This is a genomic window from Enterobacter sp. BIDMC 30 (genome assembly GCF_000534355.1).
Classification (GTDB): domain Bacteria; phylum Pseudomonadota; class Gammaproteobacteria; order Enterobacterales; family Enterobacteriaceae; genus Enterobacter; species Enterobacter ludwigii.
In genome coordinates, this window is record NZ_KI973169.1 from 2,976,916 (window position 1) to 2,999,415 (window position 22,500).

21 protein-coding genes and 1 other RNA gene are annotated in these 22,500 nt (G+C 52.6%); 8 read left to right on the forward strand and 14 right to left on the reverse strand.

What is annotated here, in order from left to right; genetic code table 11:
• Nucleotides 1-8: 8 nt before the first annotated feature.
• From sufB to L466_RS08285, 4 genes are all read right to left on the reverse strand, one after another.
• On the reverse strand, nucleotides 9-1,499 hold the full coding sequence (gene sufB, locus L466_RS08300) for a Fe-S cluster assembly protein SufB (protein ID WP_032681183.1): 1,491 nt from the start codon (nucleotides 1,497-1,499) through the stop codon (nucleotides 9-11).
• Between the two features lie 8 nt (nucleotides 1,500-1,507).
• Nucleotides 1,508-1,876: a Fe-S cluster assembly scaffold SufA gene (gene sufA, locus L466_RS08295; RefSeq protein WP_008500631.1), complete on the reverse strand. Its 369-nt coding sequence runs from the start codon at nucleotides 1,874-1,876 to the stop codon at nucleotides 1,508-1,510.
• Nucleotides 1,877-2,189: 313 nt separating this feature from the next.
• The gene (locus L466_RS08290; protein WP_020884367.1) at nucleotides 2,190-2,918 is read right to left on the reverse strand and encodes a MerR family transcriptional regulator; all 729 of its coding nucleotides are present in this window, start codon (nucleotides 2,916-2,918) and stop codon (nucleotides 2,190-2,192) included.
• A gap of 188 nt (nucleotides 2,919-3,106) precedes the next feature.
• Complete coding sequence (locus tag L466_RS08285) at nucleotides 3,107-4,327, reverse strand: diguanylate phosphodiesterase (RefSeq protein ID WP_025204373.1); 1,221 nt, start codon at nucleotides 4,325-4,327, stop codon at nucleotides 3,107-3,109.
• 341 nt (nucleotides 4,328-4,668) lie between these two features.
• Here L466_RS08285 and ycgZ point away from each other — a divergent pair, with 341 nt between their 5' ends.
• From ycgZ to fdhF, 4 genes are all read left to right on the forward strand, one after another.
• Nucleotides 4,669-4,908 carry a regulatory protein YcgZ gene (gene ycgZ / locus L466_RS08280; protein WP_020884368.1) on the forward strand — a complete coding sequence of 80 codons (240 nt, stop codon included), beginning with the start codon at nucleotides 4,669-4,671 and terminating at the stop codon, nucleotides 4,906-4,908.
• A gap of 4 nt (nucleotides 4,909-4,912) precedes the next feature.
• Complete coding sequence (locus L466_RS0122565) at nucleotides 4,913-5,233, forward strand: hypothetical protein (protein ID WP_020884369.1); 321 nt, start codon at nucleotides 4,913-4,915, stop codon at nucleotides 5,231-5,233.
• Nucleotides 5,234-5,262: 29 nt separating this feature from the next.
• A complete protein-coding gene (locus tag L466_RS08275) occupies nucleotides 5,263-5,541 on the forward strand; it encodes a biofilm development regulator YmgB/AriR family protein (RefSeq protein WP_014169732.1) in 279 nt (92 codons plus the stop codon).
• A gap of 192 nt (nucleotides 5,542-5,733) precedes the next feature.
• Nucleotides 5,734-7,884: a formate dehydrogenase subunit alpha gene (gene fdhF / locus L466_RS08270; protein WP_032681184.1), complete on the forward strand. Its 2,151-nt coding sequence runs from the start codon at nucleotides 5,734-5,736 to the stop codon at nucleotides 7,882-7,884.
• A 37-nt stretch (nucleotides 7,885-7,921) separates the two neighbouring features.
• On the opposite strand, the gene fliB is transcribed toward fdhF, so the two are convergent.
• The 7 genes from fliB to L466_RS08235 all read right to left on the reverse strand — a co-directional run bounded on the left by fliB (nucleotide 7,922) and on the right by L466_RS08235 (nucleotide 15,266).
• A complete protein-coding gene (gene fliB / locus L466_RS08265; protein ID WP_032681186.1) occupies nucleotides 7,922-9,139 on the reverse strand; it encodes a flagellin lysine-N-methylase in 1,218 nt (405 codons plus the stop codon).
• 110 nt (nucleotides 9,140-9,249) lie between these two features.
• Complete coding sequence (locus tag L466_RS08260) at nucleotides 9,250-9,912, reverse strand: helix-turn-helix transcriptional regulator (RefSeq protein ID WP_032681187.1); 663 nt, start codon at nucleotides 9,910-9,912, stop codon at nucleotides 9,250-9,252.
• 47 nt (nucleotides 9,913-9,959) lie between these two features.
• On the reverse strand, nucleotides 9,960-10,475 hold the full coding sequence (locus L466_RS08255) for a fimbrial protein (RefSeq protein ID WP_014169728.1): 516 nt from the start codon (nucleotides 10,473-10,475) through the stop codon (nucleotides 9,960-9,962).
• Nucleotides 10,476-10,483: 8 nt separating this feature from the next.
• Nucleotides 10,484-11,431: a fimbrial protein gene (locus tag L466_RS08250; protein ID WP_020884374.1), complete on the reverse strand. Its 948-nt coding sequence runs from the start codon at nucleotides 11,429-11,431 to the stop codon at nucleotides 10,484-10,486.
• A 2-nt stretch (nucleotides 11,432-11,433) separates the two neighbouring features.
• Nucleotides 11,434-13,959, reverse strand: a complete 2,526-nt coding sequence (locus L466_RS08245) for a fimbria/pilus outer membrane usher protein (RefSeq protein ID WP_032681188.1) — start codon at nucleotides 13,957-13,959, stop codon at nucleotides 11,434-11,436.
• A 44-nt stretch (nucleotides 13,960-14,003) separates the two neighbouring features.
• Nucleotides 14,004-14,681: a fimbrial biogenesis chaperone gene (locus L466_RS08240; RefSeq protein WP_032681189.1), complete on the reverse strand. Its 678-nt coding sequence runs from the start codon at nucleotides 14,679-14,681 to the stop codon at nucleotides 14,004-14,006.
• A gap of 54 nt (nucleotides 14,682-14,735) precedes the next feature.
• Nucleotides 14,736-15,266, reverse strand: coding sequence for a fimbrial protein (locus L466_RS08235; protein WP_020884377.1), 531 nt, complete (start codon nucleotides 15,264-15,266; stop codon nucleotides 14,736-14,738).
• Between the two features lie 451 nt (nucleotides 15,267-15,717).
• Here L466_RS08235 and L466_RS08230 point away from each other — a divergent pair, with 451 nt between their 5' ends.
• The gene (locus L466_RS08230) at nucleotides 15,718-16,377 is read left to right on the forward strand and encodes a winged helix-turn-helix transcriptional regulator (protein ID WP_025204381.1); all 660 of its coding nucleotides are present in this window, start codon (nucleotides 15,718-15,720) and stop codon (nucleotides 16,375-16,377) included.
• 67 nt (nucleotides 16,378-16,444) lie between these two features.
• Nucleotides 16,445-17,074 carry a winged helix-turn-helix transcriptional regulator gene (locus tag L466_RS08225; RefSeq protein ID WP_032681190.1) on the forward strand — a complete coding sequence of 210 codons (630 nt, stop codon included), beginning with the start codon at nucleotides 16,445-16,447 and terminating at the stop codon, nucleotides 17,072-17,074.
• 50 nt (nucleotides 17,075-17,124) lie between these two features.
• Here L466_RS08225 and L466_RS08220 read toward each other — a convergent pair whose 3' ends face one another.
• The 3 genes from L466_RS08220 to L466_RS08210 form a co-directional block, all read right to left on the reverse strand.
• Nucleotides 17,125-17,319, reverse strand: coding sequence for a YdiH family protein (locus tag L466_RS08220; RefSeq protein ID WP_003857766.1), 195 nt, complete (start codon nucleotides 17,317-17,319; stop codon nucleotides 17,125-17,127).
• An 85-nt stretch (nucleotides 17,320-17,404) separates the two neighbouring features.
• Nucleotides 17,405-17,815: a 1,4-dihydroxy-2-naphthoyl-CoA hydrolase gene (gene menI, locus L466_RS08215; protein ID WP_020884381.1), complete on the reverse strand. Its 411-nt coding sequence runs from the start codon at nucleotides 17,813-17,815 to the stop codon at nucleotides 17,405-17,407.
• Nucleotides 17,812-20,868, reverse strand: coding sequence for a D-2-hydroxyglutarate dehydrogenase YdiJ (locus L466_RS08210; protein WP_032677991.1), 3,057 nt, complete (start codon nucleotides 20,866-20,868; stop codon nucleotides 17,812-17,814). The genes menI and L466_RS08210 overlap by 4 nt, the downstream gene beginning before the upstream one ends.
• A 197-nt stretch (nucleotides 20,869-21,065) precedes the next feature.
• On the opposite strand from L466_RS08210, the gene ydiK reads away from it, so the two are divergent.
• Together ydiK and rprA are read left to right on the forward strand one after the other, a co-directional pair.
• Nucleotides 21,066-22,181 (forward strand): AI-2E family transporter YdiK, encoded by a 1,116-nt coding sequence (ydiK, locus tag L466_RS08205; RefSeq protein ID WP_020884383.1) that lies wholly within the window; start codon nucleotides 21,066-21,068, stop codon nucleotides 22,179-22,181.
• 208 nt (nucleotides 22,182-22,389) lie between these two features.
• Nucleotides 22,390-22,497, forward strand: an RNA gene (gene rprA, locus L466_RS23215) — antisense sRNA RprA.
• Nucleotides 22,498-22,500: the final 3 nt, after the last annotated feature.

Sequence of the window (22,500 nt, forward strand, 5' to 3'; positions counted from 1 at the left end):
TGCTTTCCTTAACCGACGCTGTGTTCAAGACTAATGGCGAGGAGTTTCTGGGCTTCAACGGCAAATTCCAGCGGCAGTTCAGAGAACACATCCTTACAGAAGCCGTTCACAATCATTGAGATGGCATCCTCCTCACTGATCCCGCGCTGCAGGCAGTAGAAGAGCTGATCTTCCCCAATACGTGACGTCGTCGCCTCGTGCTCAAGCTGGGCGGTATTGTTACGGCATTCAACGTACGGGAAGGTGTGTGCCCCGCAGTCTGCGCCTATTAACATCGAGTCACACTGGGTAAAGTTTCGGGCATTGGTGGCCGTCGGCATGATTTTGACCAGCCCACGATAGCTGTTCTGACTGTGCCCGGCGGAGATGCCTTTGGAAATAATGGTCGACCGGGTGTTTTTACCGATGTGGATCATCTTGGTACCCGTATCTGCCTGCTGATGGCCGCTGGTCAGCGCCACGGAGTAGAACTCACCGATCGAGTTATCCCCACGCAGAATACAGCTCGGGTATTTCCAGGTGATCGCAGAGCCGGTTTCCGACTGGGTCCAGGACATTTTGCTGTTTTCGCCTTCGCACAGCGCACGCTTGGTCACGAAGTTCAGAATACCGCCGGTGTTGCCATCGCCCGGGAACCAGTTCTGCACCGTGGAGTATTTTACCTCGGCATCTTTATGGATGATGACTTCAACCACCGCGGCGTGAAGCTGGTAGCTGTCACGGACCGGTGCGGAGCACCCTTCAATGTAACTGACGTAGCTACCTTCATCGGCCACCAGAATAGTGCGTTCGAACTGACCGGTTTTTTCCGCGTTGATGCGGAAATAGGTCGACAACTCCATCGGGCAGCGAACGCCTTTTGGCACATAGATAAAGGTGCCATCAGACGCTACCGCCGCGTTTAGCGCGGCAAAAAAGTTATCGTTACTCGGCACCACGGTGCCGATGTACTTTTTCACCAGCTCAGGGTGCTCGTGAATCGCTTCGCCGAAGGAGCAGAAAATAATCCCCTGCTCTGCCAGTTTTTCACGGTAGGTTGTCGCCACTGAGACGGAGTCAAAAATGGCGTCCACCGCCACCTCTTTCCCTTCGCGAACAGGCACACCCAGCTGGTTAAACGCCTCTTCCACTTCTTTGCTCAGGAAGCTGTTGTCCGCACCGGTTTGCTGCACCGCGCCAGGCTGTGAGGCGCAGGTGTCGTCGCAACTCCCGCAGGATGGCGCAGAGTAGTAGCTGTAATCCTGATAGTTCAGCTTGTCATAATGCGCTTTCAGCCAGTGAGGTTCTTCCATTTCCAGCCAGGCCCGGAAGGCGCTCAGACGAAACGCCAGCATCCACTCAGGTTCATTACGCTTGGCCGAGATCGCCCGGACGACATCTTCATTGATGCCTTTCGCCAGTTCATCGGTCTGCAGCTGGGTAAAGAACCCCTCTTTATAATTGAGGTGGCCGCCACTCCAGGTGTTAACATCACTCGTTGCTTCAGTATTACGAGACATAGTACCGCCTATACCCCAAAGCTTTCGCCGCACCCACATTCGTTCTGGGCTTTCGGGTTATGAAATTTGAATAACTGGTTTAAACCTTCACGTACGTAGTCCACTTCCGTGCCGTCAATAAACGGCATGGCCTGCAGGGCGACATACAATTTTGCGCCGTCAGTTTCGAATACCAGATCATCCTTCTCGGGTTCTGTGACGGTATCGAGCACGTAACCGAATCCTGCGCAGCCGGTCTGTTTCACCCCCAGGCGCACGCCGAGGATCTCTGGCTTTTTCGCCACCAGTTCGTGAATATGTGCCGCCGCCGCTGGCGTGAGCGTTAAGCCACGCCAGGCGAAGTCGGCAGGATTGAAGGTTTCTGAATGCAATTCCATAGGTCCACCTCATCTAATAAGCCCCAGGGCATAACACCATGTTAGTGATAACGATTATCACTTCAACCCTCTGTCAGCAGGGGCATTGGGCTAAATCGCCCTTTTTGCATACTTTTATTAAGCATAGACCCTGTCAGCGGATGCGGGCGGGATGGATTTAATTGTTCAATACTTTGAAAAATAATGGGTTATCGAATCAGAAAAGCGGAGTAAAGGGGAAAAGTAAAATATGCATCGGAAATGCCTATTTTTAAGATAGATTTTATCCAGGGGAACGACGAGCAAAAAAAAAGGCCTTCAAGGCCTGCGGAAATTAATGATGAAAGGAGACAACAAAACCCTGTTCACGCCAGTGGTCAAGCAGTTCCTGCTGACGCGGCGTCGGGGCTTTACCGGTCCAGACGAAAATTCTTTGCCCAGGAAAAAGCTCCGGACGAGGGGAATCAATCGGGTCGGCCAGCACGTCAATATGCCACCCCTTCTGTGCCAGACGCGCAGCCTCAAGCCACAGGTGGGTCCGGTCATCGCACTCCCAGCCAATAAGCAGAGCATCTTTACCGGCTTTCTTACGTGACTCCGCCAGGCTTGCGACAGCAAACTCTATCAGCACACCGTCAAGCAGGCTCGCCATATGACGCACCGTATTTTGATCCTGATTCATTCGCTGACGAACGGGAGAAATAATATTATCGATAAGCGCATCCATCGCGTGATCGCGGCGGAACTCGCCTATTTTGGCGCGCAGCTTTGCCGGGCTGGCGTAACGCAAAACCGTCATCATCTCTTCCTGGATTGATGCCCAGTTACCCTGAGTCATCACTTCTTTGTTTTCCAGCAAGCCTTTGACTTTGCCGACCGAAACGCCGCTTTTCATCAGGCGTTTGATCTCTTCAATACGCAGGATATCTTCATCGTCAAACTGACGATGGCCCCCTTCGCTTCGCTGCGGCTTCAACAATCCATAACGGCGCTGCCAGGCACGCAGCGTAACGGGGTTGATACCGCATCGTTCGGCCACTTCGCCGATACTGTAATAGGCCATTAACTCCCTCACGCTTAGAACTTCCATACCCAACCAGACCAACCTTATCAGATTGTACAAACCATTTGTATAACTAAGGCCTCTTTTTGAGCGGGTGAAGGGTATACAAGTCCCTTCACCCGTTAATGTATTGTTGTACAAATTTTGCCGTGCGTACAGTCAAGCTTGCAGGTTTATGTACAGCTTTCTCAAAATTCAAACTTCTTCTCTGGCCACGCGATCGCCGGAATTCCCCCGTGACGCGGGCTGGCAAACAGATGCCCCTGGAACTGGGAAATGCCTGCAGACTCCAGCCACATCCACTCTTCAGGCTTCTCAACGCCAACGGCACAGAACTGGATCTCCAGCGAGGAACAGCAGGTGATAATCGCCTGAATGATGGCCTGCCGCGGGCCGCTTTTGTGCACATTCGCGACCAGATCGCGGTTAATCTTAATTCTGTCAGGCTGGAATTGCGCCAGTAACTGCAGACCGGCAAAACCGGCACCAAAGTGATCGATGGTTACGCTGATACCGGCACTTTTTAGCTGCCTGACCGAATGGGTAAACTCTTCAAAACGGGAAATCGCTTCGCTCTCGGTGAATTCCACCACAATCTGCTCCGGCACAAAGCCATTCGCGTCAATGGCCGTCAGCAGGAAATCCACGGCGCCAGGCACGTTGACCAGCGTCATGGGCAGCAGGTTAATGGATAATGTCTGATCCTGTAATCCCAGAGCGCTCGCCATGGAGAGCGCAACCTGCTTGCTTTTCAAATCAGAGGCGTACACCTCTTCACGAGGAATTTGGGCAAAATAGGCCCCGGGCGATTCACCGGTGGGCGTGCGGATCAAGGCCTCCCAGGAGACGACCTGCTGCATAAACGGATCCACGATAGGCTGGAACGCAAAGCTGCAATCCGCGCCTTTAGCCACCACCTCCGGTTGCGCCGATAAAGGCGTCTCTTCCGGGATAAAATCCCAGGCATCTGCAGGAGGCAGTTCAAAATAGTTGGCTTTCTCCGTGGCCTCCACGAAGGTGCGGAAAAACTGCAGGGCGCGATCGCTATATGTTAGTTGATACCTGCTGGTGCCTTTGTCGAGAACCTGCTGAAGCACCTCTTCCCTGTCGAACTGACGCAAGTCAAAAAGCTCCATGCCAACCTTGCCGAAGCGTCGGGAGGGGCCGTGATCGCGCATCAGCTCCACCACGTTATGGTGGCGCGTGTCCTGGCAAATCTGCTCGTAAATGGATGAAACGTTTTCCGCTGGGCCTTCGAGCAACTGAAAAAAATGCGTGCCGTTAAACAGCAAGATCCCCGTGACATTGGATTGCCGGTTTTTACTATTTGCAGCAGCTACCATGTTTTCCAGCGCTTTCACTGGAACGTCCTCGCAGATATGACTGCGGTATATGATGGTTGTAAGCATGCTTATCCTGAAGGGGGTTAGGGGTTGGCCACAAAAACACGTCGGTAAACATCTGTTATAGCATATTAATTACGTGACAAATAATTTACATCTCAACCATTTACGGCACCTAATGCATCCGTTTCCTGCGTTGTACAACTTATCCATCACCGTGCGTATTGTACAATATATTCTGTAACGAAAATGCTTCACCTTTATGACTCAACCGCCTGATAAACATAGAATTTATAAAATATATCACAATTATTTTAAAAAATTGTACATTTTCTATGTACAGATTTGGAAATTGTGTATACCTTAAATGTAACGTTAGTGATTACATTTTTTTACAGGAGCGAAACATGCAGCAGAAGGATTATGTCGCAGATTCAGCAGCAGCGATCGCGCACTACTTCGAGAAGGCCGCGCTTCCTACCCAACAGGAGACGCTCGGTCAGGTCGTGGTTGAGATTCTTAGCGACGGGCGAAATCTGAATCGCAAATCGCTCTGTACCAAACTCTTAAGCCGCCTCGAAAAGGCCGATGGGCCTGAAGAGGAACAGCATTACCACATGCTGCTTGGTCTGCTTTTCGAACGGTAATGTTATGAACAGCAGTGATGCAGACCGACTGATTGACCAGCTTATCGGTGAAGCCGTTCTTTCTCTTTTGAAAGAGCGAGGCCCCGTCACAACCGAAGCTCTGGTTCAGCGTCTGCGGGATATGAAAGCGCATGAAAAGGATCCCCAGCGGCGGGAGACACTTGCGATGGTGATTGCCGATATCGGTTCAAACAACATCGCCCTGAAACGTCGCAGAACCGCGCAAGGACGAACTGATAGAGAGGGATCTCTCAACGTTAAAAGAGACAATGTAGTGCCGTTATTTGGAAATGGAAAACCGTCCGATCCCAGGAAAATACATTGACTGCAATTTTACAGCTACGGTGAGAACAAATGAGACAAAATATTCAGCTTCAACCCGAATACCATTCCGCTTTTTTAGAAAGCGCGCTGTCGGAATATTTCCGTCACGCAGGCGATCGTTTTGCTGAAGAGTCCGCTGTTTTTTCTACTGCAGTACGCTGTGTTCTGGCTTCTGAAGGACACCTGTCCAACAAAGCGATCATTTTGTGGCTGATCCAGACGCTGGAATCCACAAACGACGTTGTGCAGGCAGATGTCATTCGTAAGACCCTGGAAATCGTTGTGGGTCACACCATGGACGATCTCTAAAAACCCTCCCCTCTGTGAATACTAACGTGTCATCGTCAAAACTGACGATCGGGTTGACGATGACACGTTCCCTCCTCGTATAACACCCTGTAAAACCTACAAAGTAAATGTGGCATGGTTCCTGCTTACTCCCGTTTACGGGACTGGGCTACCCAGTCAACTTTGCTTCATTTCTTAACAGGTCTGTTATTGATGAAAAAAATCGCCAGCGTCTGCCCCTACTGTGGTGCAGGCTGCAAATTAAACCTTGTCGTCGAAAATAACCGTATCCTCCGTGCCGAAGCGGCCGAAGGCGTAACAAACCAGGGCACCCTGTGCCTGAAAGGCTTTTATGGCTGGGACTTCCTGAACGATACGCGTCTGCTTACCCCCCGTCTGACTCAGCCCATGATCCGCTACCACAAGGGAGAGGCTTTTACCCCCGTCACCTGGGAAGAGGCTATCCGCTATACCGCCCATAAACTCAGGGGCATAAAAGAGCAGTATGGCCCACGGTCCATCATGACCACCGGTTCCTCCCGGGGAACAGGGAATGAAACGAACTATGTGATGCAAAAATTTGCCCGTGCGGTGCTGAATACCAACAACGTGGACTGCTGCGCGCGCGTCTGTCACGGCCCTTCTGTTGCCGGGTTACAGGAAACCCTCGGCAACGGTGCAATGAGCAATTCCATTAACGATATTGAAAACTCAAAATGCCTGCTGGTGTTTGGCTATAACTGCGCCGATTCGCACCCCATCGTCGCCCGTCGGGTCTTAAAAGCCCGCGAAAATGGCGCGAAAATCATCGTCTGCGATCCCCGTCGCATTGAAACCGCACGCATTGCCGACCAGCACCTGCAGCTGAAAAACGGCAGCAACATGGCGCTGGTCAATGCGTTTGGCTATGTCCTTCTGGAAGAGGAGCTGTACGACAAAAACTACGTCGCGCGCTTCACCGAAGGGCTTGACGCTTATCGGGAAACGGTCAAAGACTACGCGCCCGAAAACGTCGAACATCTCACCGGCATTCCAGCCCGGGATGTGCGTCAGGCGATGCGGACGTTCGCGGCTGCGCCTTCCGCCACCGTCATGTGGGGCATGGGCGTAACGCAGTTTGGTCAGGCTGTAGACGTGGTCAAAGGTCTCTCCAGCCTGGCGCTGCTGACCGGAAATCTTGGTCGACCTGCCGTCGGCGTTGGGCCAGTACGTGGTCAAAACAACGTTCAGGGCGCATGTGATATGGGCGTTCTGCCCAATATGTTCCCGGGGTATCAGGACGTTACGGACCCGGCGGTCCGGCAGAAATTCGCCACTGCCTGGGGAATCGATGTCGGGATTATGGACAAAGAGGTTGGAACGCGTATCACCGAAGTCCCTCACCTTGCGCTGGAAGGCAAGGTAAAAGCCTATTACATCATGGGCGAGGATCCGCTGCAGACTGAAGCCGATCTGGGGCTGGTGCGCCGCGGTTTTGAAGCACTCGATTTTGTGGTGGTTCAGGACATCTTTATGACGAAAACGGCGGAAGTGGCGGATGTTCTGTTACCTGCCACATCGTGGGGAGAACACGGGGGCGTCTTTACCTGTGCCGACCGCGGTTTCCAGCGTTTCGGTAAAGCCATTGAGGCCAGCGGCAACGTGAAACGTGACTGGGAGATCATCAGCCTGCTTGCTACCGAAATGGGCTATCCGATGCATTACGCATCCAACCAGCAGATCTGGGACGAGATGCGCGAGCTCTGTCCGCTGTTCTATGGCGTGACATATGAAAAAATGGGTGAAATGGGCCATGTGCAATGGCCGTGTCCAACGCTCGATCACCCGGGGACGCCGTATCTCTATAAAGATAACCAGTTCGATACGCCGAGCGGCAAAGGCCAGCTTTTTGCGGCAGCCTGGCGCGCGCCTGCCGAGATCCCGGACGAAACGTATCCGCTGGTGCTCTGCACCGTGCGTGAGGTCGGCCACTACTCCTGCCGTTCAATGACCGGCAATTGCGCCGCGCTGCAAAGCCTTGCCGACGAACCAGGCCGTGTACAAATGAACCCCCTTGATGCGGACAACCTGGGCATTAAAGACGGACAGCTGGTGTGGGTGAATTCCCGTCGGGGCAAAGTCATTACCCGTGCCAGCATCAGCGAGCGCATCAATGCCGGCGCGGTTTATATGACTTACCAGTGGTGGATTGGTGCCTGTAACGAACTGACGCAAGATAACCTTGACCCGGTCTCCAAAACCCCAGAAACCAAGTATTGTGCGGTTAAGCTTGAGGCGATTGAAGACCAACGCTGGGCGGAAGACTTTGCAGCGTCGTCTTATCAGACCATGAAGACGCGGTTAATCACGGCGGTGAACGTCTGAGGAAAAAGAGGCTCGCCACGGCGAGCCTCGTTATACGTTAGCCAATGAGCAGCAGGCACGAGAGGTCGTCCCCACCGTTAATCTTATCGATAGCAAAATCCATACGGGCATCAATGGTCTGATTGTGCAGGGTCTTTTCTGAGAAGCTGGCGATGGTTTTCATGACCATCTGCTGGTCCAGTCGTTCATCCATTGATTTGACGCTCAGGAAAACTTTCAGGTAGAAAAAGTCCAGAACGATGCGATAAAACTGACGCATAATGGTGGCAGTATTCTTACCCGGAAAATAGCCGCTGTAGAGTTTGTACAACAGATAGTTGCGTAATACGTACGGCTCTGACAAACAGGATTCCTGGCAAAGTTTCCCCCACTGCTGGTTAATCGCGTCGAATTTCTGCGCCAGCCTGGCGGGATCGCTGTCATGGCTGAAATTCAAAAAGTCAGCAATTTGCCGATGCCCTTCGTTGATATACCCATCCCGTGCAGAATCTCGCGCCACGTTCGTGCCGAGGATCGACAACGCCAGATATTTCATCGCATTTGATCGCCCGACATTGCTTTCAGAGAGCAGCGATTTACCGCTCTGCAACGCTTCCAGCAAGGCTTCGTAAAAGCGTTCAACCTGCTCATACTGATTGTGCAAATCGAAGTTCACATGCTGTAAGGTCAGGATCAACTGAGCCAGAGCCATCAAATTTTCTTCAACATTCCTCGCTGGCGACTGGATTATTTTCCACGCAAGGAGATGAATGACCTGGCTGCTTTGAGGCATAGACTGGCGCTGACCAATCAGATTGGTTTTATAAACGGCCAGCAGTTCATCCTGCTCCTGCAATAACATCGCATCGGGGTCGAAGAGAACCCGCCTGACCACTTCCGGACATGAAAGGGTCATGCTGTGGCGAGTTTCATCCAGATAGCGGGTGGAGCTTCGGGGATAAGTACTGCAGGTGTGCGATAAGGCACTTTCACCTAAATCACGGTGTACCATACAGAGCTTATTTTCATCGATAAACGGACACTCCCCATTTTCATCCAGTTTAATACGGGAATAGTTTACTTTGCCTTTACGCTGCAGAATCAGATTGTCTTTGGCGATTGCAGCGATACCGGGATGCGTTGATGAAAGATATTTTTGATGCGTTTTTTTATCAATGGAAATTGTCCAGCCGCGGCAGCAGGAAATTAAACATTCCGGCCCCACACACTTGAACCTGGTCACAAAAATCGGTTTCAGGGTTTTATGAATTTGCATCGCTAATTAATCGTTATATAAAACGTAAAAATAACATGCTGCAGATGCAACTCTAAAGTTTCATAACCGAACACTTGTTTCCGTTATTCCTGTCATCAATAAAAGTGCCTTTACGCCTCCAGACAGGGGCGGTCCTGGAAACCCTGTCTCACAGAATAACGAAAAATATTGGGGGTGCCTTTTTTCTTCACCATCCTGTTGAGCAGCGCGATAAGCTCATAATCACTTCGCAGGTTAAATTTTTGCATGATCATGTACTTGTGCGCAAAAACGGTCTTATAGCCGATCTGTAACGCGTCTGCCGTCTGCATAACGGATAAGCCTTTATACAGGTTCATGACGATGCGTATTTGCTGCGGTGATAATATTTTATGCTCGCAATCGAAACAGGACGTTTTCTGCAGCACATGTCCCTTCAACTGCGTTTTACGCCACGCACACCCTACCGTCTCGCCAATCATGTCAAGAGAGGCCCTGCGGGAGATGAAAATAATATCCTGATAACAGGATTGCGACGCCGTAGAGCGTTGCTCATCGTCAACCCAGCCGATCACAATGCCTTTTTGCCGTGACTGTAATTCCGGAAAACAGGTCAGGGTTTCTCCCTGGCATAAAGAGAGGACAATAATATCCGCCGTGCTGACGTTATGCGGCGTCATTTCATAATCAAAGTGAATACAGTCATTAAAATTACGCCAAAAGAAATCCATAAAAAAATACTGCAGACCAGACTGAAATAACGAATCCGTCTCGCTAATTAAAATATTCAACATAGACCACACCGACGGGAAGCAAAAATGCGCGTGAAATCCCGCGCGACTTAATTGTATTGCAGCGTAATGACCACCACTGCGCTGAGGGTGCCGGGCGTCGCCCTGCCTCCGGTGGATATAACCGCAGCCTGCATGGCCATCTTCGCCGTCCGGTCTGAGGCGACATATTCCGTCATGCTGGAGCCGTTCCCTTTCAGTATGCCACTTCCGGCCTCGCGCATTGCTATCGCCACGTGGGTGGCCGTACCGCGGTTAATGTAATAGTCGGCGCCGGCAACAGGGTCGGGTGTACCCGTAAAGGTAGCGGTGACGCTACGCGTCCCCACCGGACATTGGGTAAATAACAGATCAAACGTAACCGGGTCTGAGGATGATCCTGGCGTCACCATATTACTCGCCTGGATATTGCCCAGATTAATATCGAGATTCGTATTGCCGTTATTAAACAGGCAGGGTGAGGCCACGATATTTCCGGTGACCCCGATATTTACGCTGTCTGCACATAGCGCTTTGCCGCACAGTAAACCCGACACAAGCAACGCCGCGGGAATTATTTTCATCATCTCACCGGTTATTGATAGGTTATCGTGAGCGTGGCTGACGCATTTGCCGAGCCTGATTCCACGGTGGTTAACGTCTGGTAATAGCGCGCGGTTAACGGGAGCGTCTCCTGTCCTCCCGCAGACTGTTTTAATAACAGGCGACCGTTCATTACCAAAGGAGAACCGTTATAAAGTAGCTGAACCCCTACCCCTTTTGCCGTACCGGCATTCCCCTGACCGGTTAATGCCATGACGCTGGTATTGGCGCTGTCCGGATTTTGCATACCGCTGAGTGACACACTGATATTGGTGCCGGCACTGCAGGTTAACCCCAGATTTTGCGTATTTTGGGCGCCGGATGGCGTGGTTCCAATAACGGAGCCAAACGATGAGGCCGGAATATCGCCTATCGGGAACGTCAACTGCGCCGTCGTTATCGTGCATGCCAGCGCATTAATTGTGCCGTCAGTTAACTGGACCGTCAGACCGTCACGATAAACACCGTCACTTCCCTGAAGCGCCACGGTTCCGATAACCCCCGGCGTTAAAGCGCCCGACGTTACCGGGCCGGTCACCACCAGCTCAACTTTTCCACCAAACCAATCCACATACGACGTCACCGCGTTATACGAAAACGTGTAAGCCGGGTTTTCAAAATAATTCCCCGAGGAAAAGCGAATACCAATACCGCTGACATTGGTGGCATAAACATGGTTACCGTAGCTGCTCAGGTTCCCATTGTTATATCGCATACTGAATCCCAGCATCAGCGGGTTAGAACATCCCGTTAAATAGGTTCCCGTTGATGAGGCGGCGCGAGAAAAAATAATGGTGCCCACGGGGGCATCACGCTGCACGTTAATCGTGCCCACAGATATCGTCGATATTTGCGGCGTGATGGTTGTACAGGTGCCGGCACGGGCGCTATTCCACCCGCTCAGTAAACAGAGCAGGATCAGAGATAAAGCAAATTTCATTTTTAACCTTCCTGGCGGCAAAGCGCGTTAACGTCAGTTATTCCGCCGTAGGTGGGTTGTGCAGGCAGGCTAAACTGCGCGCGGCACTGCTGACCGGGTTGATTTCCCCAGATTGCCACGATTTCTCCCTGTCCGGGCAGTCCCGTTAAATAGACCTGACCACGGTCGCCCACAATAAAGCTGCTGTTGCTGTCGCCTTTGAGCGTGACAACTGCACCAAACGGAACGGCATATTGCCCGTCGGACAGGGTCATTAGCACCCGGCGCCCGATTTTAGACACATAATCGGCTTCCACTATCGCCCCGCGGGTCGGTGTTACGGTGCGCGTATTAATCTCAAGTTCCACGTCATCCGGCATAGTTTCCGGCTCAAGAGTGATGTCGTTTTTTCGGTATACCGACAGATTATTAACCACCGTATACCCGCGGTAATCCGTACGAACCCCGGGTTGATTGCGAATATCGACACCGTGTGCACCCGGCGCTTTCACCAGGATATTGGTTTCACCGAGCGGCTGCGAAAGCGTGATGCCGTCACGGTGAGCAATGACGCCCCCCTGCAACCCGTAATTCAGGCGCTCGTTGTGTTTGTCGTAGCTGTAGCCCGCGACAATTTCGCCATAGGTGCCTTTATAGTCGCCGTTCAGGTTGCCGGTATTTCCCGTGCCCTGTGTGCCATAACCTTGCTGCACGTTCCAGTTCAGGGCGCTGTTTTCCAGAGACACGCCGTTCAGCCCGACCACGTGCGTCGTGCCGTTGTGCTTACTGGCGTTCATGCCATAGTTAGCCCAGGTACGCGGCAAGAATTTGTCCAACGGTACGCTGACGTTAAAGGCCAGCAACCGATCGTGGTCCGCGTTTTGCGCGCTCCCGCGTCCATTCTTGCTGTAGGTCCAGGTCAAACCGTAACTGACGTTGTTCCAGTCATTGTTGTAGCCCACGCTCCAGGAGGCCATCGCCTGACCAGAATTCCAGTAATCTTCGCGTGCGGCGCTGAGCGTCAGTGAACCCAGTGCGCCGCCCAGCGTCTGGCTCATGGTCAGTTCAGCACGGTTACGCCGCCGGTCCTGCAGGGCACTGCTGTCGCCGTAGGAATCCAGCACGTCCTGCATCCCGTAATAGCCACGGGTTGAATATCGGTATCCCGCAATTGAAAAGTTTGTCCCGGTCTTCGCCATATTTTTGCTGTAACGCGCGCGCAAGGACTGACCGGATGTTTTGTCGGTGTTATTCGGCGTTGACCAGGCCTGGGTCACGTCGGCAGAGATCGCGCCGATATCCCCCATATTTTTACCGATGCCAAACGCCACTGAACGGTATTTATCAGACCCCTGCATCCCACCGTAAAGGGTGATGCCGTGCTGAATCCCATAAATACCGGTGATTTGACCAAAAGACGTTTTCTCCACGCGGCTGTTGTAGGCGCGATACTGCCCGGCCGTCACCGCATACTTCAGTCGTCCTTCCCGCTGCAGGACCGGCAGCGAGGCATAAGGCAGCGTGAAATGCTGCTCACTCCCGTCAGCCTCTTTGATGGTCACATCCAGATCGCCTGCGCCGCCGGTGGGATACATGTCCGAGATTTCAAACGCGCCTGGCGCCACGTAGCTCTGATAAATTTGATAACCATTCTGGCGGACCACCACCTGCGCATTGGTTCGCGCGATGCCGCGGACCACGGGCGCATAGCCTTTAAGAGAGTCCGGCAGCATGTCATCATCCGAGGCCAGCTGACCGCCGCGAAATGGCATACTGTCGAATACATCCGCCGGTGCGGTACTGTCCCCGATAATCAGCTGTGCTTTCAGCGGAATGACGGCGCGCTGCGCATAGGTATACACGTTGTCCCACCGATCCTCACCGCTGGAATCCCGTGACCAGGTGGTGTAATTACGTAAGCGCCACGGCCCGATATTGACCCCGGGGCGCAGGTTGGCGTACTGGCTATCATTCTGGCTGCCGCGAGTGTTCTTCGCCCACGCGTTTGCGCCGCTCAGACTGTAATTAAGCATGGCGGCATTAATCCCCTCATCCCACATCTCTGGCGGGACCGCGTCCCTGGCAGGCAGGTCGATGGCGGCCTGAGGAATGCTGATCACCAGCCGCTGTGCGCCAAACTGAAAATCGCTGCTGGCCTGCGGGATCGCCTGAAGGTTTGCGCATTCACCGTTGTTCGCCGCCAGCTGCGGGAAAAGCGTGGTTCTCACGCCCCACTGTTTTAACTGGTCAAGACTCAGGCACGGCCGGAGGACGTCATTGCCCTTTTCGTCTTTTACTGCAGTAAAGGTGATATCGCGGGTCGCCATTAGCTGGTCATCAAGAACAATATCGACGTGATAGGTGCCGGGTGCCTGCGATCCGGATTCAAATGCCGATAAATCCGTTCTCCCTCTTCCCGGATTATCAAGTTCAACCAGTTCGGCATTAAATGTCTCACCGGCAAAAAGCGCCTGCGATGAACCTGCAAGTATTAATCCGATCACTGTCGCCAGGGGTGCAGGTCGAGCCCGAAAATAGTGTATTGCCATCGCTTTTAACTCATTTATGACAGGCAATGCCCGCGTTTCACCGGTTATAAGGTTGCCTGATGCGCGCCCCCAGGGCTGCCGAAGTCATTAATCACTTTAAACGTCAGTACGCTGCTGCTGGCCCCTTGCGGTAACGTGAAACGGACTGAGCCACCGGGTAAGACATACGACACGTCATCGATTTTTTTACCCCCAAGGGTGATTTCATTAAAATTGATGACATACGCTGTCGGGTTATTAACCTGAAGTTCATTTCTGGTTCTGCGCCAGCGTAATTGACTGGCCTGTTCGTCAGGCGTGGACGCGTGCAGCTCAGCGGGCCGATAAATCAGTTTGATGCGCGTTTTAACCGCAATTTGTAATGCGTTCATCTGCGTTGAGGCAGACGGTATCGCTTTAATATTCAGCCAGAATAAACTTTCCCGATCCTGAGGCAGTGCCCCCGTCATCACGATGCGCTCAACGTTTTTTTGCCCGCCATCCAGACGATACAAAGGCGGCGTAATAATAAAAGGCACCTTGCCTGACGCCCCTTCCTGCACGTCGATCCATGACTGAATTAAATACGGCGTACCATCAGGGTTATTCACACTGAGTGACGTTTCCTTTTTAGCGCCATCAAAAATAATGCGCGTACCACCAATAATGACGCCGGCATGAGCCGTTGACAGCATCAGAGATAACAACGCTGTTGCCAGTAAAGGGGTTCTGAAAAAATACATTCTGTTCCTCATAAAATTGGGGGCCGGGGCGGCCCCGACGTTCAGGCAAAAGAGCTAGTTATAAACCACCGAGAAGTTGGCGACAGAATTCGCCGGGCCCGCCGTGACGCTGGCCGTGGTCGAAATATACTGGGCATAGAAATTGAGCGTATTGTCTGCGGAGCTGCTGAGCATGTAGGTGTAACCATTGCTGCCATGCAGAGGCAGGTCGGCTTTATCCGCAGTCATCAGGTTGATCGCCACGCCCGTTGCGGCCCCCGCCACGGAGGTGTCAATCGCCAGAAGATTGCTATTAGACGCATCCGGAGTACCGTCAAAGCGCACTTTGGCATTCGTGACCGAGACCGGGCAATTTTTCAAAATAATATCGAATTTCGTTGCCGCAGTTCTCGCCCCCGTCGCGGTAAACTCTGTTTTATAATAATCCCCAAGTACAACCACCTGGTTCTGCGATGCCACATCAACATCACAGGCAGAATCCAGAATATTACCGTTAAAATTAACGGTACCTGCAGCGGCAAACGCATTGGCCATTGTCAGTACGGAACCTGCTGCGATCGTTGCCAGAAGAAGTGTTTTTTTCATCATGCTATATCCTGTATCACTTTATTTATTATTAACATTCAGACAAAAAGACGCGTCGGTTTTTTCACCCGCTTAATGCTTTGCCTTTTACAGACAGCAGCAAAAAAAATGAAATAACTTTATTTCATTAAACGTCTGAAGACGCATATGACTTGCTGTCGATGAAATAAAATTTATACAACTCCGTTGACGTCGACAATCATTTTCGGAGTCTTTCCGTAGACCCGTAATTAACAAAAATAAAACATTGTAAATAAGGAATGCCTTATGCATATAACGGGCAGTCTAATAATAGACCGGAGTGTTAAGATCATTAAATTCAAAATGTTAGTCAGGATAATATTGAAAGTCTACTTTTAGACCTGTGCTGCATATTCCCGTAGTCGCTGTTTTTTAAGATAATTCTCTACGCCGGTCACCCATGATCGCAATGAAAGCAGTGGAGCACCTTATGAACACGCGAATGACAGCGGTCCTCACCGATGTAAAATCTACCGTACTGGATTTAAAGCCGTATGCCCATATTGATAAGTTAATCAGTACTGTGCTGCCTTTTACGGAAAGGCATATTCTCGCGAAAGGCGAAATTATTCAGTATCACAATAATGATGTTCGCCTCTGTTTTTTGCTGTTACACGGCAGCGTTGCACTGCATCGTCGTGGCGATGGTATTGTTTTAAACTCAGAATCCTCACCTTTTATTCTGGGTGTCAGCAGCCAGTTCTCCTCTGAACATCTGTACGTCAGAGCGCTTGAAACCTCAGAAATAGCGCATGTCTCTCTGGATAATTTTAATAAGATCGTGGCGGAGAAAAACTTATGGGAACATTTTTCAAAGCTACTCATCTATACCGCCTCCCGGGTATACGAGCACTGCGCGCAAATATCGCAGATGTCAGCCTATGACATAATCCGGTTCCAGCTGGTCGAACTGATGCAGGAGCCAGATGCCGTACGGAAAAATATCACGGCGGCAGCGTATATCAAGAGTCGAACCTACCTTTCACGCAGTGGGATTATGCGTATTCTCGCGGAACTGCGTACCGGAAAGTACATCACGATGGAGCGTGGCGTGCTGCTGGAAATCCGTCATTTACCACGTAAATACTGATTAGCCTCGTGTTTACGATAAGGAGTAACGCTATAATCAGGGGGGTTATCGCTACGGGTTATAGGTTATGTCCTCTACTGAAAAAATGCATCGTGGTTCTCCTTACGCGCGAGAACTGATTTCATTCCTGCAACCCTACTGTACCACGCGCAACGTTGCTCCCGGCGAACAGCTGGATCTCCAGGTTAATGGCCAGAGCGTGTGCTATTTGATCCTCGAAGACACCGTTGCTATCTACCGCAGAAGCGACAACATGATGCTCACCACCGCACGTAGCCCGGCGCTTTTTGGCCTCGCCAATCTGACAGATATCTACTTCAATGATTATCTTAAAACCGTGACCCCCTGCCTGACGGGTATGCTTACCACCGCTCAGGTAGAAGCCGTTATCAAAAAGAATGGGTTATGGGGGTTGTTGTCTAAGCACCTGATGTTTGTTTATAACCGGCTATACAATAATGTGATGCCTCAGGGCGCGCCCACGGCCTATGAGATGATTCGCCAGCAATTGATAAAGCTGATGGATGAAGATGAGAGTTATCGCAACGCCATCACCGCAGAGCGGTATATTCGCGAAAAAACCCAGCTGTCGCGCAGCGGGGTGATGCGTATTCTGGCGGATTTGAAAACAGGCGGGTTCATTGAGATAGAAGATGGCAGGCTCGTTAAAATCAATAAACTGCCTGCCCGGTACTGAACGTCAGATACAAAAAAGACCGCTGACGCGGCCTTTTTTTACTGTCACGATCAATGGACGTGAACGCCCAACCGCCAGGCAAAGTAGATCTCTTCTTTAAGCTCATTTGAAGAGAGCGCCAGCAAATCTGTGAACTCCAGTTCAAGCTGTTTCAGCTTTTTCAGGTACTGCGCCGGAGACAGGTTGCTTTTATCACGACGTAAATATTCAATTGCCAGCTGTGTTGGGGTTATTTCAGTATCCATGATGTCCTCGCTTATGTACAAAACCTGACCAGTATATCACAAGAGACTGGCTAGTTTTTGACCAAAGGCAAAACATCTGAAAACTTTACACGACCGCCGTCGTCAGTCGCGACGAGCAGCAGAGCCGATCCTGCTCGTCAAGAATGTCAATCTGCCACACCTGATGGCGGCTACCGGCGTGTAGCGCGCGACAAACGCCGCGCACCCGTCCACTTCGCACCGAGCGAATATGGTTCGCGTTCACCTCCAGCCCGACGACCTTTTGCTCCCCTTCGGTGCAAAGATAGCCCGCCACGGACCCCAGGGTTTCGGCCAGCACGACGGATGCGCCGCCGTGCAATAAACCAAACGGCTGATGCGTGCGATGATCGACAGGCATCGTAGCCTCCAGTTCATCCTCGCCAATACGAGTGAACTGAATGTCCAGCAGCCCTACCATATTCCCCTCGCCCATGGCATTCAGCGCCTGCAGCGTCACGGCTCGTTTCCAGATCATCCAATTATCTCCAGTAAAGCCTGTAATGGGTGTCGCACCCCGTTCCCTTCAACCCGTTTCACCTGGCTTCGGCAGGAGTAGCCCGTGGCCAGACAGCGGTTCCTCGGCAAACGCTGCATCGCCTGATGCCACGACAACTCATAGATACCGAGCGAGTTCGCGTGGTTTTTCACTTCGTGCCCGTAGGTACCTGCCATGCCACAGCAGCCCACGTTGACGCTCTCAAGCTTCGCCCCGAAGCGGGCAAAGATAGAAGCCCACTGCGCCGGGGCGCCCGGCAGTGCCGTCACTTCCGTGCAGTGACCGAACAGATACCACGATTCACCGCTCACATCCTTCACGGTCGCCTGTTGCAGCGCCGCCGGCAGCCACTCGTGCACCAGCATGACGTGGAAATCACCGCGTTGCTCCCCCAGCGTCTGCTTATACTCATCGCGGTAGCAGAGCACCAGCGCCGGATCGACACCAACCATCGGCATCCCTAGCTGCGCCACCCGGTTGAGGAAGTCAGCGGTTTTCCGCGCCGTTTTCGCAAAACGGGTAAGGAAACCTTTAATGTGCTGCGCTTTGCCGTTTGGTGAGAACGGCAGTACCACCGGCTGATAGCCCAGTTTTTCTACCAGACGGATAAAATCGGCCACCACCTGGGCATCGTAGTAGCTGGTAAACGGATCCTGCACCACCAGCACCACATTGGCTTTCTGCTCAGGGGTCAGCGCCTCAAGCTGCTCCAGCGTCATGTTCGCCGAGCGGTGCCCCACGAGCTGACGCTGTAGCGAAGGGACTGACAGCAGCGGCAGGTCCACCATCCCGATATGTTTTTCGGAAAGCTTTCGCACCAGCGGCTGATTGATGAAGAAGTTAAAGGTCTTCGGCGCACGCGCCATCAGCGGGGCATAGCTCTCCACCGTCGCCACCAGATGGTCACGCATTGGACGCAGATAGCGGGTATGGTAAAGCTGCAGGAAGCGTGAGCGAAACTCCGGCACATCAATCTTGATCGGACACTGGGTTGAGCAGGCTTTACAGGCCAGGCAGCCGGACATGGCCTCCTTCACCTCGTGGGAGAAATCATACTCGCCTTTGTTCGCATGCCAGCTGTTGCGGGTACGTTCAATCAGCGAGCGCAGACTGGCGCGTTTTTCCGGTAATTCCTGTTCCAGCTTCAGCGGATCAACCCCGCGGTCGGCCAGCAGACGCAGCCATTCGCGGACCAGCGTCGCGCGGCCTTTGGGCGAGTGAATGCGGTTACTGGTAATTTTCATCGACGGACACATTGGGCTTTTCACGTCGAAGTTGAAACACAGACCGTTACCGTTACATTCCATTGCACCGCGCCAGGAGGCGCGCACCGCAATCGGGATTTGTCTGTCATAGGTGCCGCGCTTGACGGCGTCCACCTGCAGCATTGGGGCATCGACGCCCTCTGGCGGGCAAATTTTACCCGGGTTGAGACGGTTATCCGGATCGAATGCCGCTTTGACCTTACGCAGTTCAGCGTAGAGCGCTTCACCGAAGAACGCCGGGCTGTACTCCGCGCGGAACCCTTTCCCGTGTTCTCCCCAGAGCAGGCCGCCATATTTCGCGGTCAACGCCACCACATCGTCGGAGATCTGCTTCATCAGGATCTCCTGCTGCGGATCGCACATGTCCAGCGCAGGACGCACATGCAGCACCCCGGCATCCACGTGGCCGAACATGCCGTAGCTCAGACCGTGGCTGTCCAGCAGGGCGCGGAATTCAACGATGTAATCCGCCAGATGCTCAGGCGGGACGCAGGTGTCTTCAGCAAAGGGAATCGGTTTGGCAGCCCCCTTCGCGTTGCCCAGCAGCCCCACCGCTTTTTTACGCATCGCGTAAATACGCTCAATGCCGGAAAGTTCGCTGCAAAGCTGCCAGCCAATCACCCCACCTTCGCCTGCTGCAATCAGTTCGTCCAGCCGCTGACAGAGCGTGGTGACCTGGCTTTCAATCAGCGCTTCGTCATCGCCGGCAAATTCAACGATGTTGAGACCCAACATCTCTTTATCAGGTACATCGGTGATAAGCTCACTCACCGAGTGCCAGACGATGTCTTCCCGAGCCAGATTAAGCACTTTAGAGTCGACGGTTTCCACCGACAGCGCCCGCGCGTCAACCATAAAGGGTGCATTTCGCAGGGCAGAATCGAAGGAGTTGTATTTGACGTTCACCAGCCGACGCACTTTCGGCAGCGGCGTAATGTCCAGCCGCGCCTCGGTAATAAATGCCAGCGTCCCTTCGGAGCCGGTCAGCACGCGGGTTAAATCAAACTGCGTCAGGTCATCGTTAAAGACATGACGCAGATCGTAGCCGGTTAAGAAGCGGTTCAGTTTAGGGAATTTGTCGAGGATCAGCTGGCGGTTATCGCGACAGCGCTCAAGCACGGTGCGGTAAATCCGCCCGTTGGCCGTGTTGTCTTTACCCAGCGTTTCCGCCAGTTCGACCGGCATCGGCTGGGTATCCAGGATATCGCCGCCCAGCAGCACCGCGCGCACGCCAAGAACGTGATCGGAGGTTTTACCGTAGACCAGCGACCCCTGCCCGGAGGCATCGGTGTTAATCATCCCACCAATTGTCGCACGGTTGCTGGTAGAGAGCTCGGGGGCAAAGAAGTAACCGTAAGGCTTGAGGTACTGATTAAGCTGATCTTTGATGACGCCCGCTTCGACACGCACCCATCCTTCTTCGGGATTGATCTCAATGATGCGGTTCATATAGCGCGACATATCAATGATGATGCCCTGGTTCAGCGCCTGACCATTGGTGCCGGTGCCGCCGCCGCGTGGCGTGAACACCAGCGAGGTAAATCGCTCCTGCGTTGCCAGTCGCGCAATAAGCGCCACATCGGCCGTTGAACGGGGAAACACGACTGCATCGGGAAGAAGCTGGTAGATACTGTTGTCGGTCGCCATTGTCAGCCTGTCGGCATAATGTGTGGCGGTATCCCCTGTAAAACCCTGTTGCTCCAGTGCCTGCAAAAAATTAAGCACCAGCTGAACGACGCCAGGTGCCTGAGAAATCTGTGGGATCATTACTGTCGACCCTAATTAGAGGTGTGAAATCGTTTGCGTGTATCGTAAAAGTTTTATCACATTTTTTTCTTATACGCTCTGCAGAATTACAGGCAGAATTCGCCTGTCAAAAATCGCTGAAATCATTAATGATTAGAGAATCGCGGTTTTCCGTTCCCGCCAGCCACGCTGGTGTTCAATTAAGGAAAGTTTCATTTATGGTCAATCTTCGCCAGCCCAGGGATGTTGCGCAAATTTTGCTGTCGGTGCTGTTCCTGGCCCTCATGATTATTGCGTGTTTGTGGATCGTTCAACCCTTCATTCTCGGCTTCGCCTGGGCTGCAACCGTTGTGGTTGCCACCTGGCCTTTACTGTTACGGTTGCAGAAACTGCTCTTCGGACGTCGTGGGCTGGCGGTCCTGGTGATGACGTTGCTGTTGTTCCTGCTGTTCATTATTCCCGTTGCGCTGCTGGTCAACAGCCTTGTCGACTCCAGCGGCCCGGTGATTCGCGCCGTGACCAGTGGCGATCTGACGCCGCCGGATCTCGCCTGGCTTAACAGCATTCCGGTTGTTGGCGCAAAACTTTACAGCGGCTGGCATGGCCTGCTGGAGATGGGTGGCAGCGCGCTGATGGCGAAAGTGCGCCCGTATATTGGCACCACTACCACCTGGTTTGTGGGTCAGGCAGCGCACATTGGCCGCTTTATGATGCACTGTACGCTGATGCTGGTCTTTAGCGCCCTGCTGTACTGGCGCGGTGAGCAGGTGGCTTTAGGCGTGCGTCATTTTGCCACTCGCCTGGCGGGCAAACGGGGTGATGCCGCGGTTCTGCTGGCGGCGCAGGCCGTGCGCGCGGTTGCGCTTGGCGTCGTGGTAACGGCGCTGGTTCAGGCGGTGCTGGGCGGTATTGGTCTTGCGATTTCTGGCGTGCCGTACGCCACCGTCTTCACCGTGGTCATGCTGATGACCTGCCTTGCGCAACTGGGTCCGTTGCTGGTGCTGGTACCCAGCATTATCTGGCTGTACTGGACCGGTGATACCACGTGGGGCACCGTTCTGCTGGTCTGGAGCTGCGTGGTTGGCACCATGGATAACGTTATTCGTCCCATCCTTATTCGCATGGGCGCAGACCTGCCGCTGATCCTTATTCTCTCAGGCGTCATTGGTGGATTGATTGCCTTTGGGATGATTGGTCTGTTTATTGGCCCGGTGCTTCTGGCCGTGACCTGGCGTCTGTTCTCCGCCTGGGTGCACGAAATCCCGCCTCCGGGAACGGACCCGGACGTGATTTTGAGCGAACTGGAAGAGCTGGAAGATAAGAACAAGCAGTAATGGACAGGCCGGGTAACGCAGTCGCGTACCCGGCCTACATATTCTCCTTTAATACTTAAACGTTGCTAAAGTATTTATTCGTTGCGCACTGGTCAGACCCGCTATTACGGCTCTAAGTCCCCTATTAACCTCAAGAAATCTTTACGTCTCTTTAACTATTGAGACGAATCTGATCGACGCTAAAAGCTGACATGCCTACTATTAGGACACGGTTATAAATCAACACCTTGATTTATAAGCATGGAAATCCCCTGAGTGAAACAACGAATTGCTGTGTGTAGTCTTTGCCCATCTCCCACGATGGGCTTTTTTTTATCCT

Bases quoted from the DNA above. Each gene is read 5' to 3' on its own strand.
- sufB (WP_032681183.1), bottom strand. From the start codon at position 1,499: ATGTCTCGTAATACTGAAGCAACGAGTGATGTTAACACCTGGAGTGGC.
- sufA (WP_008500631.1), bottom strand. From the start codon at position 1,876: ATGGAATTGCATTCAGAAACCTTCAATCCTGCCGACTTCGCCTGGCGT.
- L466_RS08290 (WP_020884367.1), bottom strand. From the start codon at position 2,918: ATGGCCTATTACAGTATCGGCGAAGTGGCCGAACGATGCGGTATCAAC.
- L466_RS08285 (WP_025204373.1), bottom strand. From the start codon at position 4,327: ATGCTTACAACCATCATATACCGCAGTCATATCTGCGAGGACGTTCCA.
- ycgZ (WP_020884368.1), top strand. From the start codon at position 4,669: ATGCAGCAGAAGGATTATGTCGCAGATTCAGCAGCAGCGATCGCGCAC.
- L466_RS0122565 (WP_020884369.1), top strand. From the start codon at position 4,913: ATGAACAGCAGTGATGCAGACCGACTGATTGACCAGCTTATCGGTGAA.
- L466_RS08275 (WP_014169732.1), top strand. From the start codon at position 5,263: ATGAGACAAAATATTCAGCTTCAACCCGAATACCATTCCGCTTTTTTA.
- fdhF (WP_032681184.1), top strand. From the start codon at position 5,734: ATGAAAAAAATCGCCAGCGTCTGCCCCTACTGTGGTGCAGGCTGCAAA.
- fliB (WP_032681186.1), bottom strand. From the start codon at position 9,139: ATGCAAATTCATAAAACCCTGAAACCGATTTTTGTGACCAGGTTCAAG.
- L466_RS08260 (WP_032681187.1), bottom strand. From the start codon at position 9,912: ATGTTGAATATTTTAATTAGCGAGACGGATTCGTTATTTCAGTCTGGT.
- L466_RS08255 (WP_014169728.1), bottom strand. From the start codon at position 10,475: ATGATGAAAATAATTCCCGCGGCGTTGCTTGTGTCGGGTTTACTGTGC.
- L466_RS08250 (WP_020884374.1), bottom strand. From the start codon at position 11,431: ATGAAATTTGCTTTATCTCTGATCCTGCTCTGTTTACTGAGCGGGTGG.
- L466_RS08245 (WP_032681188.1), bottom strand. From the start codon at position 13,959: ATGGCAATACACTATTTTCGGGCTCGACCTGCACCCCTGGCGACAGTG.
- L466_RS08240 (WP_032681189.1), bottom strand. From the start codon at position 14,681: ATGTATTTTTTCAGAACCCCTTTACTGGCAACAGCGTTGTTATCTCTG.
- L466_RS08235 (WP_020884377.1), bottom strand. From the start codon at position 15,266: ATGAAAAAAACACTTCTTCTGGCAACGATCGCAGCAGGTTCCGTACTG.
- L466_RS08230 (WP_025204381.1), top strand. From the start codon at position 15,718: ATGAACACGCGAATGACAGCGGTCCTCACCGATGTAAAATCTACCGTA.
- L466_RS08225 (WP_032681190.1), top strand. From the start codon at position 16,445: ATGTCCTCTACTGAAAAAATGCATCGTGGTTCTCCTTACGCGCGAGAA.
- L466_RS08220 (WP_003857766.1), bottom strand. From the start codon at position 17,319: ATGGATACTGAAATAACCCCAACACAGCTGGCAATTGAATATTTACGT.
- menI (WP_020884381.1), bottom strand. From the start codon at position 17,815: ATGATCTGGAAACGAGCCGTGACGCTGCAGGCGCTGAATGCCATGGGC.
- L466_RS08210 (WP_032677991.1), bottom strand. From the start codon at position 20,868: ATGATCCCACAGATTTCTCAGGCACCTGGCGTCGTTCAGCTGGTGCTT.
- ydiK (WP_020884383.1), top strand. From the start codon at position 21,066: ATGGTCAATCTTCGCCAGCCCAGGGATGTTGCGCAAATTTTGCTGTCG.